13 protein-coding genes are annotated in these 12,937 nt (G+C 69.4%); 10 read left to right on the top strand and 3 right to left on the bottom strand.

The features are described 5' to 3' along the window. Positions 1 to 7 precede the first annotated feature (7 nt). The 3 genes from fadD1 to AC5Y4Q_RS08380 are packed head-to-tail and all read left to right on the top strand — an operon-like array spanning position 8 to position 3,415. Positions 8 to 1,612, top strand: a complete 1,605-nt coding sequence (fadD1, locus tag AC5Y4Q_RS08370) for a fatty-acid--CoA ligase FadD1 (RefSeq protein ID WP_499958620.1) — start codon at positions 8 to 10, stop codon at positions 1,610 to 1,612. Continuing rightward, complete coding sequence (locus AC5Y4Q_RS08375; protein WP_185746613.1) at positions 1,609 to 2,385, top strand: SDR family NAD(P)-dependent oxidoreductase; 777 nt, start codon at positions 1,609 to 1,611, stop codon at positions 2,383 to 2,385. The genes fadD1 and AC5Y4Q_RS08375 overlap by 4 nt, the downstream gene beginning before the upstream one ends. A gap of 4 nt (positions 2,386 to 2,389) precedes the next feature. Continuing rightward, entirely contained in the window at positions 2,390 to 3,415 is a 1,026-nt protein-coding gene (locus tag AC5Y4Q_RS08380) for a zinc-binding dehydrogenase (RefSeq protein ID WP_064921869.1), read from the top strand. 104 nt (positions 3,416 to 3,519) lie between these two features. On the opposite strand, the gene AC5Y4Q_RS08385 is transcribed toward AC5Y4Q_RS08380, so the two are convergent. Together AC5Y4Q_RS08385 and AC5Y4Q_RS08390 are read right to left on the bottom strand one after the other, a co-directional pair. Continuing rightward, complete coding sequence (locus AC5Y4Q_RS08385) at positions 3,520 to 4,488, bottom strand: pirin family protein (protein ID WP_499958623.1); 969 nt, start codon at positions 4,486 to 4,488, stop codon at positions 3,520 to 3,522. A gap of 49 nt (positions 4,489 to 4,537) precedes the next feature. After that, a complete protein-coding gene (locus AC5Y4Q_RS08390) occupies positions 4,538 to 4,954 on the bottom strand; it encodes a WhiB family transcriptional regulator (RefSeq protein WP_499958625.1) in 417 nt (138 codons plus the stop codon). A 151-nt stretch (positions 4,955 to 5,105) separates the two neighbouring features. On the opposite strand from AC5Y4Q_RS08390, the gene AC5Y4Q_RS08395 reads away from it, so the two are divergent. The 7 genes from AC5Y4Q_RS08395 to AC5Y4Q_RS08425 all read left to right on the top strand — a co-directional run bounded on the left by AC5Y4Q_RS08395 (position 5,106) and on the right by AC5Y4Q_RS08425 (position 11,100). Next, a complete protein-coding gene (locus AC5Y4Q_RS08395) occupies positions 5,106 to 5,852 on the top strand; it encodes a helix-turn-helix domain-containing protein (RefSeq protein ID WP_064921871.1) in 747 nt (248 codons plus the stop codon). Further along, positions 5,849 to 6,679, top strand: coding sequence for a C40 family peptidase (locus tag AC5Y4Q_RS08400; RefSeq protein ID WP_499958627.1), 831 nt, complete (start codon positions 5,849 to 5,851; stop codon positions 6,677 to 6,679). Before AC5Y4Q_RS08395 ends, AC5Y4Q_RS08400 begins: the two co-directional genes overlap by 4 nt. A gap of 123 nt (positions 6,680 to 6,802) precedes the next feature. Then, positions 6,803 to 8,101 carry a DUF4226 domain-containing protein gene (locus tag AC5Y4Q_RS08405; protein ID WP_499958629.1) on the top strand — a complete coding sequence of 433 codons (1,299 nt, stop codon included), beginning with the start codon at positions 6,803 to 6,805 and terminating at the stop codon, positions 8,099 to 8,101. Between the two features lie 47 nt (positions 8,102 to 8,148). Then, positions 8,149 to 8,463, top strand: coding sequence for a type VII secretion target (locus AC5Y4Q_RS08410; protein WP_064921873.1), 315 nt, complete (start codon positions 8,149 to 8,151; stop codon positions 8,461 to 8,463). After that, a complete protein-coding gene (locus tag AC5Y4Q_RS08415; protein WP_065018832.1) occupies positions 8,463 to 8,789 on the top strand; it encodes a DUF2694 family protein in 327 nt (108 codons plus the stop codon). The genes AC5Y4Q_RS08410 and AC5Y4Q_RS08415 overlap by 1 nt, the downstream gene beginning before the upstream one ends. Before the next feature lie 300 nt (positions 8,790 to 9,089). Next, a complete protein-coding gene (locus AC5Y4Q_RS08420; RefSeq protein ID WP_499958632.1) occupies positions 9,090 to 10,733 on the top strand; it encodes a DUF5631 domain-containing protein in 1,644 nt (547 codons plus the stop codon). A gap of 49 nt (positions 10,734 to 10,782) precedes the next feature. Further along, complete coding sequence (locus tag AC5Y4Q_RS08425; protein WP_064924308.1) at positions 10,783 to 11,100, top strand: DUF2710 family protein; 318 nt, start codon at positions 10,783 to 10,785, stop codon at positions 11,098 to 11,100. Positions 11,101 to 11,107: 7 nt separating this feature from the next. On the opposite strand, the gene eccA is transcribed toward AC5Y4Q_RS08425, so the two are convergent. Next, the gene (gene eccA, locus AC5Y4Q_RS08430; RefSeq protein ID WP_064924309.1) at positions 11,108 to 12,919 is read right to left on the bottom strand and encodes a type VII secretion AAA-ATPase EccA; all 1,812 of its coding nucleotides are present in this window, start codon (positions 12,917 to 12,919) and stop codon (positions 11,108 to 11,110) included. Between the last annotated feature and the right edge of the window lie 18 nt (positions 12,920 to 12,937).

The following is a 12,937-nucleotide window of genomic DNA, read 5'->3' on the forward strand; positions in this document are numbered from 1 at the left end:
GGGCGCGATGGCCGAGACGATGCAGCAACTGCTTACCGAACGCGCAGACGCCGACGGGCCGGCAGTGCTCTACAACGATGCCCGCGGCGGGCAGCTCCGCTGGAGCTGGCGCGAATACATCGCCCGCGCGGCCCGCCATGCCGCCGCGGTGCTCGCCCGCGCCGATACCGACCGCCCGATGCACGTCGGTGCACTCTTGGGCAACACACCGGCGATGCTCACCGCGGTGGCCGGCGCCGCGCTCGGTGGCTACGTGCTCTGCGGGGTCAACGACACCCGGCGTGGTTCGGCGCTGGCCGCCGACCTGCGCACCGCCGACGTGCAGATCCTGCTGGTCGACGCCGAACACCGCCCGCTGCTGCAGGGCGTCGACCTGACCGGCGTCGCCGTCATCGATGTCGACGACGCGGCCTGGCAGCAGACGTGCGACGGCGCCGGCGAGCTGACCCCGCACCGGCAGGTGCAAGCGAGCGACCCGTTCATGCTGATCTTCACCTCCGGCACCAGCGGCGACCCGAAAGCCGTGCTGGTCAACCACCTGATGGTGCTGGTCGCCGGGCAAGCCCTCACCGAACGGTTCGGCCTGGGCTCCGACGACGTCGTCTACCTGTCCATGCCGTTGTTCCACTCCAACGCGATCGCCGCCGGCTTCGGGCCCGCGGTCGCCGCCGGCGCGGCGATGGCCCCGGCCAAGTTCTCCGCCTCGCGCTTCCTCGCCGACGTCCGGGGCTACGGCGCCACGTACATGAACTACGTCGGCAAGCCGCTGGCCTACGTGTTGGCCCACCCCGAGCAGTCCGACGACGCCGACAACCCGCTGCGGGTCGCCTTCGGCAACGAAGCCTCCGAACGCGACATCGGCGAGTTCGCCCGGCGGTTCGGCGTCCAGGTCGTCGACGCCTTCGGCTCCACCGAGAACGCCGTCACCATCACCCGCGACGAGGGCACCCCGCCCGGCTCGGTGGGCCGCGGGTTTCCCGGGGTAGCGATCTACCACAGCGATCCCGTCGCCGAATGCGCGCCCGCGATCTTCGACGAACACGGGATGCTGACCAACCCCGACGAGGCGATCGGGGAACTGGTCAACACGACCGGCGCCGGCTTCTTCTCGGGCTACTACAACAACGAGGCCGCCACCGCGGAACGGATGCGCGGCGGCATGTACTGGTCGGGTGACCTGGCCTACGCCGATGCCGACGGCTGGATCTACCTGGCCGGGCGCACCGCCGACTGGATGCGGGTCGACGGGGAGAACCTCGCGGCCGCGCCGATCGAACGCATCCTGATGCGGCATCCCGACATCAACCAGGCCGCGGTGTATGCGGTGCCCGACGGTAACGTCGGCGACCAGGTGATGGCCGCGCTGGTGTTGCGCGACGACGCCGGACTGACCCAGGACGAGTTCACCGATTTCCTTGCCGCCCAAGAGGACCTGTCCCCCAAGGCGTGGCCCCGTTACGTCCGGCTGATGGCGCAGCTGCCCGCGACGGCGACCAACAAGATCCTCAAACGGGTGCTGGTCGCCGAGGGCAGCGAGGTCGGCGCGGACCCCCTGTGGGTGCGCCCCGACCGACAACGCGCATACCTTGCGGCGACGGGATCACCCGCATGACCGGGCGCGCCCCCGTCGCGCTGATCGTCGGCGGCGCCTCGGGAATCGGCCTGGCCACCGCGCACGCCTTGGCCGCGCGCGGTGACCACGTGGTGATCGCCGACATCAACGCCGAAGCAGCCCAGCAGCGGGCGGCCGAGATCGGCGAATCGGCCAGCGCCGTGGCCGCCGACGTCACCGACGAGGACAGCGTCGCCGCGGCGTTTGCGGCCGCCTGCGCGGCCGGACCGCTGCACACCGTGGTCAGCTGCGCGGGAATGTCGATCATCGGCGCCATCCCCGACATCGAACTGGCCGGCTGGCAGGCCACCATCGATGTCTGCCTGACCGGCACCATGCTGGTGATCAAGCACGCGGCCCGGGCCCTGCAAGACGGCGGCAGCATCGTCGCGGTCTCCTCGCTCAACGGCCGGCAGCCCGGGACCGCGATGGCCGCCTACTGCAGCGCCAAGGCCGGGGTGAACATGCTCATCCAGGTGGCCGCCCTGGAGCTGGCCGCCCGCGGCATCCGGGTGAACGCGGTCTCCCCCGGTCTGGTCGACACTCCCCTGGTCGCCGGGCTGGCGATGGTGCCTGGGCTGACCGATGAATACCTGGAGAACACCCCGCTCGGGCGGGCCGGAGTGCCCCGCGACATCGCCGACGCGGTGGAGTTCTTGACCTCCGAGCGCGCCGCCTGGATCACCGGGTCCGCCTTCGACATCAACGGCGGCGCGCATCTGAAGCGCTACCCCGATGTGCTCGGCAAAGTGCAAGCCCTAGCTGAAGGATGACCCCATGCGCAGTGTGGTAATCGATGCGCCCGGATCGATCCGGGTCGACACTCGCCCCGAGCCGGTGTTGCCCGGCGCCGACGGTGCTGTGGTCGCGGTGACCGCGACCGCGATCTGCGGCTCGGATCTGCACTTTTACGAGGGTGACTACCCCATCGTCGACCCGGTACCGCTGGGCCACGAGGCGATCGGCACCGTCGTCGAGGTCGGCCCCGAGGTGGCCTCGGTGCGCGTCGGTGACCGGGTGATGGTGTCCTCGGTGGCCGGCTGTGGGCACTGCGCCGGGTGCGCCACCCGGGACCCGATCCGCTGCCATTCGGGTCCGTTGATCTTCGGCTCGGGCGCCCTCGGCGGTGCGCAGTCGGAGCTGCTGGCGGTGCCGGGAGCCGACTTTCAGCTCGCCCGCATCCCCGACGGGCTATGCGACGAAGAAGCCCTGCTGCTCACCGACAACCTCGCCACCGGCTGGGCGGCGGCGTTACGCGCCGACATTCCAGTGGGCGGCACCGTGGCCGTCATCGGGCTGGGGGCAGTGGGGCTGTGCGCGGCGCGTAGCGCGCTGTTCCTCGGCGCGGCAACGGTTCTCGGCGTCGACCCGGTGCCGCAGCGCCGCGAACGGGTGGTGGCCATGGGGATCACCCCGGCGCAGCCGTCGGCGACTGCCGCGGCGATGGAGCTGACCGGCGGGCGCGGGGTGGACGCGGTGATCGACGCCGTCGGCTCCGATGTGACGATGTCGGATGCGCTCACCGCGGTGCGGGCCGGCGGAACGGTGTCAGTGGTGGGAGTACATGACTTGGCGCCATTTCCGTTCCCGGCGTTGCCGGCGCTGGTGCGCAGCATCACGTTGCGGATGACCACCGCCCCGGTGCAGCAGACCTGGCCGCAGCTGATTCCGCTGCTGCAGTCCGGCCGGCTCTCGGTGGACGGCATCTTCACCACCGAGATGCCGCTGGATGCGGCGGCCGACGCCTACCGGGCTGTGGCCGCCCGCTCCGGGGATGTGGTCAAGGTGCTGCTGACGCCGTAGCGCGGGCGGTCAGCGGGAACGACGTTGACAGTGTGCAGCGCTGTGATCACAGCCACGGGCTGCTGGTCGCGTCGGCGACGGGCCTTCCTGAAGCCGTTCCTCACCTAGCCACCGCGCGCCGGCCGCGGCCGCAGCCGCACCGGCGGCAGGGGCGGGGCGGGCAGCCGACCCAGCCGGCCCCGGTAACCGGTGACCGCACCGAAGCGTTCGTCGCCGTCTTGCCACTGCCGCCGGAACTCGGCGACCTCCTCATGGCTGCGGCCGATGAGGTTCCACCACAGCACCAACTCCTCGCCGAACGGCACCCCGCCCAGTAGCAGCACCCGGGCGGGAAAGTCACCGGTATTGCGCAGCGGCAACACCTTTCGACCTGGCCCCTGGTAGCCCACCGCGCCCACACCGACAGCGGCCCCGCCCAGGGTGACCGCGCCCCGGTCACACAGCACGCCGTGCTCGAACGCGGGATCGACGTCGAGCACGAGTTCGCTGCGGGGGTCCAGGTCGACTTGGGCGCCGAGCAGGGGAGTGAAGGACGGCACGGGGGAGCGGCGGCCGGCCAGCTCGCCGAGAAACACCTGCGCCGTGCCGCCGGGCAACGAAACCGGTTCGGGGACAAAGTGGTTGAAGGCACGCCCGGTGAAGCGCGCGGAGTCCGGCAGCGCCACCCACAGCTGCACGCCGTGCAGGATCGGCGCGTCGACGGAGACCTCCGAATGACAGATGCCCGCACCCGCCGTCATCAGGTTCAGCTCGCCAGGGCGCACCAGCGCGTGCACGCCGGCGCTGTCGCGGTGTTCGACCAGCCCGCTGAACAGCCAGGTCGCCGTCTGCAGCCCGGTGTGCGGGTGGGGCGGCACGTCCATGCCGCCATCACGGCCGATGTCATGGGGCCCGTAGTGGTCGATGAAGCACCAGGCGCCGATCAGCGAGCGCTGCCGCTGCGGCAAGGTGCGGCGCACCCGCATGGCACGCGGGCCGCCCAGCGGCACCTCGCGCGGGTGCAGTACCTCAATGCCGTCGGCCGGGCCTGCGGCACAGGCGAATTCAGCAGAGTCGGTCTCCAGGTTGCTCACACCGTCCACCTCCGCGCCGTGCACCAAGCCGCGCCGGTGACACTACCGCTCACGCCGCAGTGGGGGAGCCGATCCCGCCGGAGGGCAGGTGAAACACCGCAGCTGTCACCGGCAGCTGCTCACCTTCGTGGTTGGCCAGCAGCGTCTGGTTGTCGGGCAGCTCGCGCGCGTTGATCTCCCCGGCGGCGATCGCCCGCAGGGTGGCGTGGGCACGGGCGAGTTCCGCGCGCTTGCGGTACTGGCCGCCGGGAAGCTTCACGCCGGCCCACACCCCGTATTCCTCGCTGCGTTCGACGGCGAGAGCGGCGCACTGGCGCTGTTGTGCCAGCGGGCAGCGGCGCAGGCACAGCAGCCGCGCCTCGATCGAGGACTGTTCGTAGGCCCGGGCCTTGGCGGCCCCGTCGGCCCCGTCGGCGTCGGGGTAGCCGAACCACAGTTCCGGGTTCGTGGAGCAGGGCGGTTCCATGGGACAGCCTCCTTGTGGAAACAGAGCGAATAACGTAGATAGAAACGTATACACCTGAAGGGGGCTAGCGCAAGCGAAAGGGGATAAAAACATATATGTAAGTAGAGATGGCCGAGGCTGTGTAGTATCCGGACATGGTCGGGGCGCAACGATGAGCCGCGAATCGGCGGGCGCGGCCATTCGGGCACTGCGTGAGGCGCGGGACTGGTCGCTGGCCGAGCTTGCCGCCGCCACCGGCGTCAGCATCATGGGCTTGAGCTACTTGGAGCGCGGCGCCCGTAAACCCCACAAAAGCACTGTTCAGAAGGTCGAAAATGGTCTCGGCTTACCGCCGGGCACCTATTCCCGGCTCTTGGTTGCCGAAGATCCCGACGCCGAACTGGCGCAGCTGATGTCCACGAGCGGACCCCGGATGACGCCCGCACGGCCCGCCGGAACCGTTGTCGTCGACCGCCACAGCGACACCGAAGTGCTGGAGGGATTCGCCGAGGCGCAGCTCGACGCGTTGCGTTCGGTGATCGCTCGACTGCCGTCGGAAACATCAGACGAATACGAGACGTATATTCTTTCCGTGATCGCGCAGTGCGTGAAGGCGGAGATGCTGGCGGCGAGTTCCTGGCGCGTCGCCGTGAACGCGGGCGCGGATCATGCCGGCCGGCTCATGGCGCACCTGCAGGCCCTGGAGGCCACCCGCGCCGAGCTGCTGCAGCGTATGCCGACCAGCTTGACCGCCCGGTTCGATGAGGCGTGCGCGCGGTCGTCGCTGCCCGAGCCAGTGATCGCGTCGCTGCTCGGTGTGAGCGTCGAGGAGATGTGGGACATCCGCAACAAGGGCGTCATCCCCCCGGGCGCGCTAGCCCGGGTGCGCGCGTTCGCCGAGGGAGAGAGGCAACCATGACCGACGGCGATGTCGAGGTACTGAACCGTGCCTACCGGCTGTTCGCGGCCCACCCGCAGCCGGTGTCCTTGGATGCGCGGCTGGATCGTTATGTCGATCTGCTCGAACGAACCGCGCAGTTGGATACCGGCCCGGGCCATGAGCGTTACCGGCAGGCGGTGCTCGCCCAGCGCAACCGGTTGCTGACCAACGCCCGCACCGATGCCGCCGCAACGGCCCTGCTTGCCGCCGCAGTCGCCGACCATGCCCGGGCCGGACAGCAGACCAAGGGTGTCGTGGCGGCGGCCCGTGCCGACTCGGCCGTCGTCGCCGATACCCCGCTGGCACAGCGTGAGGCGATGCGCCGACGAGCAGCACGGTTGCGTGCCCAACGAGCCCACGTGCTGCTGGCCCGACACCGCGCACAGGCACATCGAGCAGGGCTGCGACGACTCCGCTACCGGACACGGGGCCGGACGCCGAACTTGAATCAGTTGCGGCTACCCAACACTCGTGCCGGGTTGGCGGTCCGCGCCGCGTTGTCGCGGCTCGGGAGGCCCTACGTGTGGGGTGCCACAGGCCCGGACCGATTCGACTGCTCGGGGCTGACCCAGTGGGCCTATAAGCAAGCCGGTGTGCCGCTGTCGCGCACCACGTACACCCAGATCCACGACGGAATCCCGGTGCCGCGCTCCGCTATTCGCCCTGGCGATCTGGTCTTCCCCAGCACCGGTCACGTCCAGCTGGCAATCGGCGGCAACATGGTGGTCGAAGCGCCGCATGCCGGAGCGAGTGTCCAGATCAGCCCGCTGGGCGCGCACGTGGCGATTCGGCGCCCGGTGCCGTGACCGCCCTGTCCACACCGGTCCGGCGGGTGAATTGTCGGCGCACCGCGGCATCTGTACAGTCACCGGCCATGGAGCGGTCAGTACCTGAACAGCGGCCTGTCGCACCGGTGTTGGGCTGAGGACATGACGTCCCGCGACGATGTGCTCGACGCGATCCACCGGATCGAACGGGCCGGCGGCGCGGGCGATGCGACGCGCATGGCGCAGGCGGCGCTGACCCTGCCCCTTCCCGAGGCGGGTTTCGCCCGCATCCTCGACGGACTGCAACCGGCTCAGGCGGCGGCGGTCCAAGAACAGCAGGGGCGTGCGGTGCAAGCGATGAAGACCGCCGAAGCCGCACTGGCGCAGCAGCTGTCGGCGACCGCGGAGTTCGATCGGCAGATCATCGAAGCGCTCCAGCACGCGCACAAGACCACCCTGGAGGGCCGTCGGCGACTGGACAATCTGCAGATCGAGATCGTCGGCGCCGCCCAAGCCTGGGACCTGAGCACCGCCGCCGGCGCCCGGGAGTTCCAGCGGTTCTTGATCGCCAAACTCGCCGCGATCATCCAAGTGGTCGAAGAGGCCAACGATGACGACATCTCCAAACAGGCGCTGGCCACCGCGTTGACGGCACTGTATGCCACTCAGACCGACCGTGAAACGCCGGCGCCGGTCGGGCGTGCGCCGGACCCTGACGACGATCCGGCATTGCTTCGCTCCGCGCCGGGTGGCGATGAGGACCCCTACCTCGATCCGCTTCCGGAAGACGAAGCGGAGGCGGATTACCTACTGTCACCGGAGCGGACGGCGGAGGCGCCGGCGATGCCGACAGTCCCCGGCCTCGGCGGTGAGGGCCCGGGATTCGGCGCGATGCCTGCTGCCATGCCTGCCGGGTTTCCGACTGCCGGACTGCCATTCGGCCCGGTCGGCGGCGATGCACCCGCCGACGATGAGGTCGAACCGGAGCAGATGTCGCCGGCCGACGACACCGCCGCAGCCGAGGATGACGAGACCGATGACGACAGCCTGCCGGAAACCCTGCACGACGACGGCCCCGTCACCGTGACGCTGCCCGACGGTGCGACGACCGCCATCGCCGATCCGCGACTGGCTGCGGCGATGCAGGCCGCCGCCGACGGAACGCCCGTCGCAGAGGCGTTCCGCCGTCAGGGGATTGACATTCCACCGCCCGGCATCCCGGTGACGGCACCGGTCGACCAAGCCCGGCTGCGGCCCGGTGACATCGGGGTGTTCACCGACCGCCATGCGGTGGCCGTCGGGGACGGCAGGGCACTGCTCGACGGACAGCTCCACCTCGCCGCTAACTTGCGCGGTCCCGGATTCCTGGGCTGGCAACATCTGCGAATCGAGGACCACACCGGGACCGGTGAACCGGCCCCGACCCGGCCGGCCGGGCTTTTGCGAGGCCCGCGAGCTTGAAAATCCGCGTTCCACCCGTCATCGTCGATTAGCCAGGGAGGTAGGAGATGCCAGAGAAGATCCACGTCGATCAGGCGGTTCTGACCAACGCCGCCGGGAACCACCAGCAGGCTTCGGATTACCTGGCCACCGTCGCGGCATCCCACGAGGGGATCCGGACGACCCTGAATGCGCTCGGCCCGATCTACGGCGACTTTCGCCAGGCGGCCGGCTCGTTGCTCGACGCCCGCAAGAACTGCTACGACGATCAGTCGAGCGAGCATTCGCAAGTGTCGGACAATCTGAACCGGGCTGTGGCAACGTGGAACAAGCATGAAGACGACTCCGCCGCGGCCTTCCGGCACCTCACCGACGGGCGCTGATGACTGAACCGAATCCGGCGTTCGATACCACCCATCCGAGCGGTGATGTGCTGTTCCGGTCCTGCCGCGGCGGCTATCTGCACAGCGTGGTGCTGAGTGAGGCGGCCATGTCGGCCGACGCCCATCGGTTGGCCGAGGCCATCATCTTGACTGCGGACGTGTCGTTTCTCAAGGCGGCGTTGGAGATCCGCGCCGAGATCGTCACGGGCGGGCACGTCCCTTCAGCAGCGGTGCCGACCAACGAGGAGCTGCGGGTGGCCACCGAGCGCCTGCTGAACCACCAGCTGCACGCCGGCCATCAGGCCGGTGACGGCATCGGACGTTAGACCACCCAGCGCCCGGCGGCATCGGCCCGGGGTGCAATATCGGTGGGAGGATCAACCACCATGTCCCCGAACAGGTTCCGGGCGCGGGCCAACAGGGCGAGCACTTCGCTCAGCTGCGCTGCACACCCTGTTGCGGGTGACCCGACATCGGCCATGGTCTGCACGCTACCGACCTGCTGTGGGACTGACAATTCACGGCGCGCAGCGGCTGTGGATGACCGGCTGCCGGTGTGCACCGCGGGTTCGCGGGGGCGACGAAATAGCGTCGGGGCGGCACGGCGGCAACGGTAGGCTTGCGCGGTGGCAATCTTCGGTCGACGGTCGGCGCGCCAGCGCCTGCGGAGCGCGGCTCGGGAATCACTGGCGATCCCGGCCTTCAGCGCTCCGGTCGACTGTAGTGCCTGGGTGCTCGGCGGTCTGTGGCCGGCCGAATTGGCCACGATCACCCCGGAGACCGCCCCGCTTGCCGACTACCTGAACGCGGATCTACAGCGCATTGCGCACTCGGCGAACGAGAAGTTGTACGCGATCCGCCGATCCGACCTTACCGGGCAGGCGCGACAGACCGCCGAGGCCAGGGTCATCAACGTTGCCAGGGCATTCGCGGTCCTGCGGGTGGAGTCGACGGTTCGGCAACTTCACAAGGAAGCTCTGGAGTTCCGCACCGAATACCTCAGCCTTGATGCGGCACCGCGGCCCGTCGAGCCGGTTGAACAGGTCCCGCCCGCACCGCCAAGTCCACCGAGCCCGCCCGAACCAGAGGAGTTCGACGCGCCCGAGCCGCCCCGGCAGAGCGCTAACCGGCCCGCCGGAAGGGCGCGCCACCGGATGCCCGAACCGGACGTCGCCGAGCCCCCCCTCGATCTGCCGACCCCGAGTACGCCGACCCCGGCGCCGGCCGAAGTGGCTCCCCCGCCGCCGGTGCCGGAGGTGCTGCCCGGGCCGCCGGCGCCCCCTCCGCCGGTTCCCGAGGCCGCCGAGGTGTTGGACGTGGTGGAACCGGCCCCGGCCGTCGCGCCGTTCCGGCCGGATCCGTTGGTCATCGACAGCGTCGAGGACGAGCCGCCGACCGCCGCATTCCCCGCCGAGCCCGTTGCCCGCCCCGCCGGGCCGCCCATCGCGCCGCCGGTCGAACCGGTCGTTCGGGCCGAGGAGCCGTTCGTCGCCCCGGAACCCGTCGCGCTACCGCTGGCCGAAGCACAGGAAGACCTGACCGCTGTCATTCCGGCGGCCCCCGAGCCGGCCCCTGAACCGGCCGCGGCGCCGTCACCCCCGCCCCCGCCCCCACTCGCCGCGGTCACCGAGTCCAGCGAGCAGCGGTTGCAGCGCCTGTTGGCCTTCGTGGCCCGCCAGGAGCCCGCCCTGCGGTGGGCCATCGGCACCTTCGCCGACGGAACAACGCTGCTGGTCACCGATATCGCCCACGGGTGGATCCCGTCTGGGATCGAGCTACCGGCTGGGGTGCGGCTGCTGGAGCCGGGCCGGCGGGCCGGGACCGCCACCGCGATGCTGGGCACCCCGACAGAATCGGCCTCCTACAGCCCTGGCGACCGGCTCGGCTGGGCAAGTGACTTCGGTGCGACGGACGCGTCGGTGCAGCCCCGCGAGCTGGCGCCCATCGACGATCTGGGCTGGCAGCTCAGCGACGCCACCCACTGGCGTGACGGGTTGCCGCGTATGGCGAACACCCTGGCGAAAGCCGGATCCGCCGGAACCGGTGTGGTCGACGCCGAAATCGACCTCCTCCGGGTACATCTGGACACCATGCGCTACCAGTTGTTGGCGCAGTATCCCGACGCCGATACCGCCGTGGTGCTGAACTGCATGCTGCTGGCCGCCACCGAAGGCATTGCCACGGGCGACACGGTCTCGGCCAATTACCACTACAGCTGGTTCAGGGCGCTCAGCGCACCGCCAGCCGGCCAGTGGGATCCGCAGAACTAACGGCGATGATGAATTGACGCTACTCATACCGGCTCGACATACTTAGCCAATGTCGGGGCCGGACAGCCGCGCGGAACTCAGCGACAAGGACCTCGTTGAGGCCGTATTGCGGGACCTTCGTGAAGCCGCCGAGAAATGGGAAGCTCTGGTCGCCGAGGCCGAGAACACCACCTACAGCGTCGATCTCGGAGACGTCCGCGCCGTCGCGAATTCGGACGGTCGACTGCTGGAATTGACGCTGCACCCGTGTGTGGTGAGCGACTACACCAACAGCGAACTGGCGGATCGGCTCAACCTCGTCTTCACCGCGCTGCGTGAAGAGGCCGAGTCCGATTTCGCGGCCAGGTACGGTACCGGCCCGGTCTGAGTGCGCCCTACCAGCTGATCGCGGCCATCTCGCGTTTGGTGTCGCACACGGCGCGTACCGCGGTGTCGATGTCGGCGGCGGTGATGGTCTTGAGGTCCTCGACCGTCACCTCGTGGCCGGCACGCTTCTGAGCGGCCACCCGGGTGTCGCGGGCCAGTTCGGCTTCCTCGATCACGTTGCGGGCGAACCGGCCGTTATGCATGATGTTGATGCCGTGCTCGCCGCGCGGGCTGACATAGGCGCGAATCGTGGTCGCCATGTCCAGGAACCGCTGTCGCGCTTCCGGATTCAGTTCGGTGGCCCGGCTGGAGCCGTACCGCTCACCGATCTCGACGATCTCCTCGGGGGAGTAGGACTCGAACCGGATCTTGCGGTTGAACCGGCTCGCCAGACCGGGGTTGACGGTCAGGAATTCGTCGACCTGGTCCTCATATCCGGCGGCAAGGAAGCAGAAATCGAAGCGGTGCTTCTCCAGCGCGATCAGCAGCTGGTTGACGGCCTCCATGCCGATCATGTCCGGGGTTCCGTCCTGGTGGCGTTCCACCAACGAATAGAACTCGTCCATGAAAAGGATTCCGCCCAAAGCCTTTTCGATCAATTCGTTGGTCTTCGGGCCCGACGAGCCGATGTGCTCGCCACAGAAATCCGAGCGGCGCACCTCGGTGATCTCCGGATTGCGGACGATGCCCATTCCCGCGTAGATCTTGCCCAGCGCCTCGGCGGTGGTGGTCTTACCGGTGCCGGGCGGGCCGACCAGCAGCATGTGATTGGTCTGGCCCTCCACCGGCAGGCCGTGTTCCAGACGCATGGCCCGGATCTCAAGCTGGTCCTCCAGGGCCTTCACCGCGCGTTTCACCTCGGCCAGCCCGACCTGCTTCTCCAGCTCGGCGCGGCCTTGCGCGAGCAGCTCGGCGCGGCGGTCCAGCGCGTTGTCTTCGTCGAGTTCGGCCCGGCTTTTCGCCGTGTCGGCATCCCAGCGGTCGGTGCGGCTGTTGATGATCTGTTCCTCGGTGACCACCAGGCGCAGATTCGGCTCGGCCAGCGCGGCTTTGGCCGGCTCGGTCAGCACACCGTTGATGGCGGCCTTGGACAACCAGACCTGCGCCTTGTCCTCCTCACCGAGCTGGCGGTGCACCATCCCGCGTACGTAGGCCAGATCCGCGGCCAGCAAGGGGATTTCGCCGGGGTTGATCGACGCGGTCAACACGCCGGCGGAGAACCGTTCGGAGGAGCGGGCCTGCCCGGCGATGTCCACCCGATCCAGCCAGTCCAATGCCACCCGGCCCTGCCCGAGGTGCGCAGCCGCGTAGGCGGCCAGTGCGCAGATCGACGCGGTGACCGCGGGCATGACGATCGCCCGTTCGGGCAGCTCCTCGGCGGCGACGGTCAGCAGATCCGGCCACCGCTGCGTGACGAACATCAGGTAGGCACGGGCCAGTTGGTGCCACTGGTGGTTGATCCAACTGTCCAGCAGACCCTTGTCGGCCAACAGGGTGTCGGCGCGCTCGTATTCACCGGCCACCGTCAGCGCCGACGCCAACGCCAACCCGACATGCGAGGCATCGGTCACCGTGATCGACAGATACGGCCCCAAGGGGATCTGGGCGGCCAGGTGACGGCCCAGCCGGGTGGTCTCCTTGTGCAGCCAGTCGCTGTTGGCGTACAGCCGCTTGAGCGTGTCCAGTGCGGTGTCACCGCAGGCGATGCGGCCCAGCCAGGCGTCGGCCATTGAGGGATCGGCTTCGGTTGCCGCCACGAACTCGGCGAGCGCTTCTGGGGAGGAGTCGGGGTAGCCGTACCGCCCGTCCATGCTCACCATGGCCCGGTCGAAGTGCCG

It is taken from the genome of Mycobacterium sp. NGS16 (assembly GCF_059813225.1).

Coding starts and splice junctions, on each gene's coding strand:
- fadD1 (WP_499958620.1), top strand. CDS start 8: ATGGCCGAGACGATGCAGCAACTGCTTACCGAACGCGCAGACGCCGAC.
- AC5Y4Q_RS08375 (WP_185746613.1), top strand. CDS start 1,609: ATGACCGGGCGCGCCCCCGTCGCGCTGATCGTCGGCGGCGCCTCGGGA.
- AC5Y4Q_RS08380 (WP_064921869.1), top strand. CDS start 2,390: ATGCGCAGTGTGGTAATCGATGCGCCCGGATCGATCCGGGTCGACACT.
- AC5Y4Q_RS08390 (WP_499958625.1), bottom strand. CDS start 4,954: ATGGAACCGCCCTGCTCCACGAACCCGGAACTGTGGTTCGGCTACCCC.
- AC5Y4Q_RS08395 (WP_064921871.1), top strand. CDS start 5,106: ATGAGCCGCGAATCGGCGGGCGCGGCCATTCGGGCACTGCGTGAGGCG.
- AC5Y4Q_RS08400 (WP_499958627.1), top strand. CDS start 5,849: ATGACCGACGGCGATGTCGAGGTACTGAACCGTGCCTACCGGCTGTTC.
- AC5Y4Q_RS08405 (WP_499958629.1), top strand. CDS start 6,803: ATGACGTCCCGCGACGATGTGCTCGACGCGATCCACCGGATCGAACGG.
- AC5Y4Q_RS08410 (WP_064921873.1), top strand. CDS start 8,149: ATGCCAGAGAAGATCCACGTCGATCAGGCGGTTCTGACCAACGCCGCC.
- AC5Y4Q_RS08415 (WP_065018832.1), top strand. CDS start 8,463: ATGACTGAACCGAATCCGGCGTTCGATACCACCCATCCGAGCGGTGAT.
- AC5Y4Q_RS08425 (WP_064924308.1), top strand. CDS start 10,783: ATGTCGGGGCCGGACAGCCGCGCGGAACTCAGCGACAAGGACCTCGTT.
- eccA (WP_064924309.1), bottom strand. CDS start 12,919: ATGGTGAGCATGGACGGGCGGTACGGCTACCCCGACTCCTCCCCAGAA.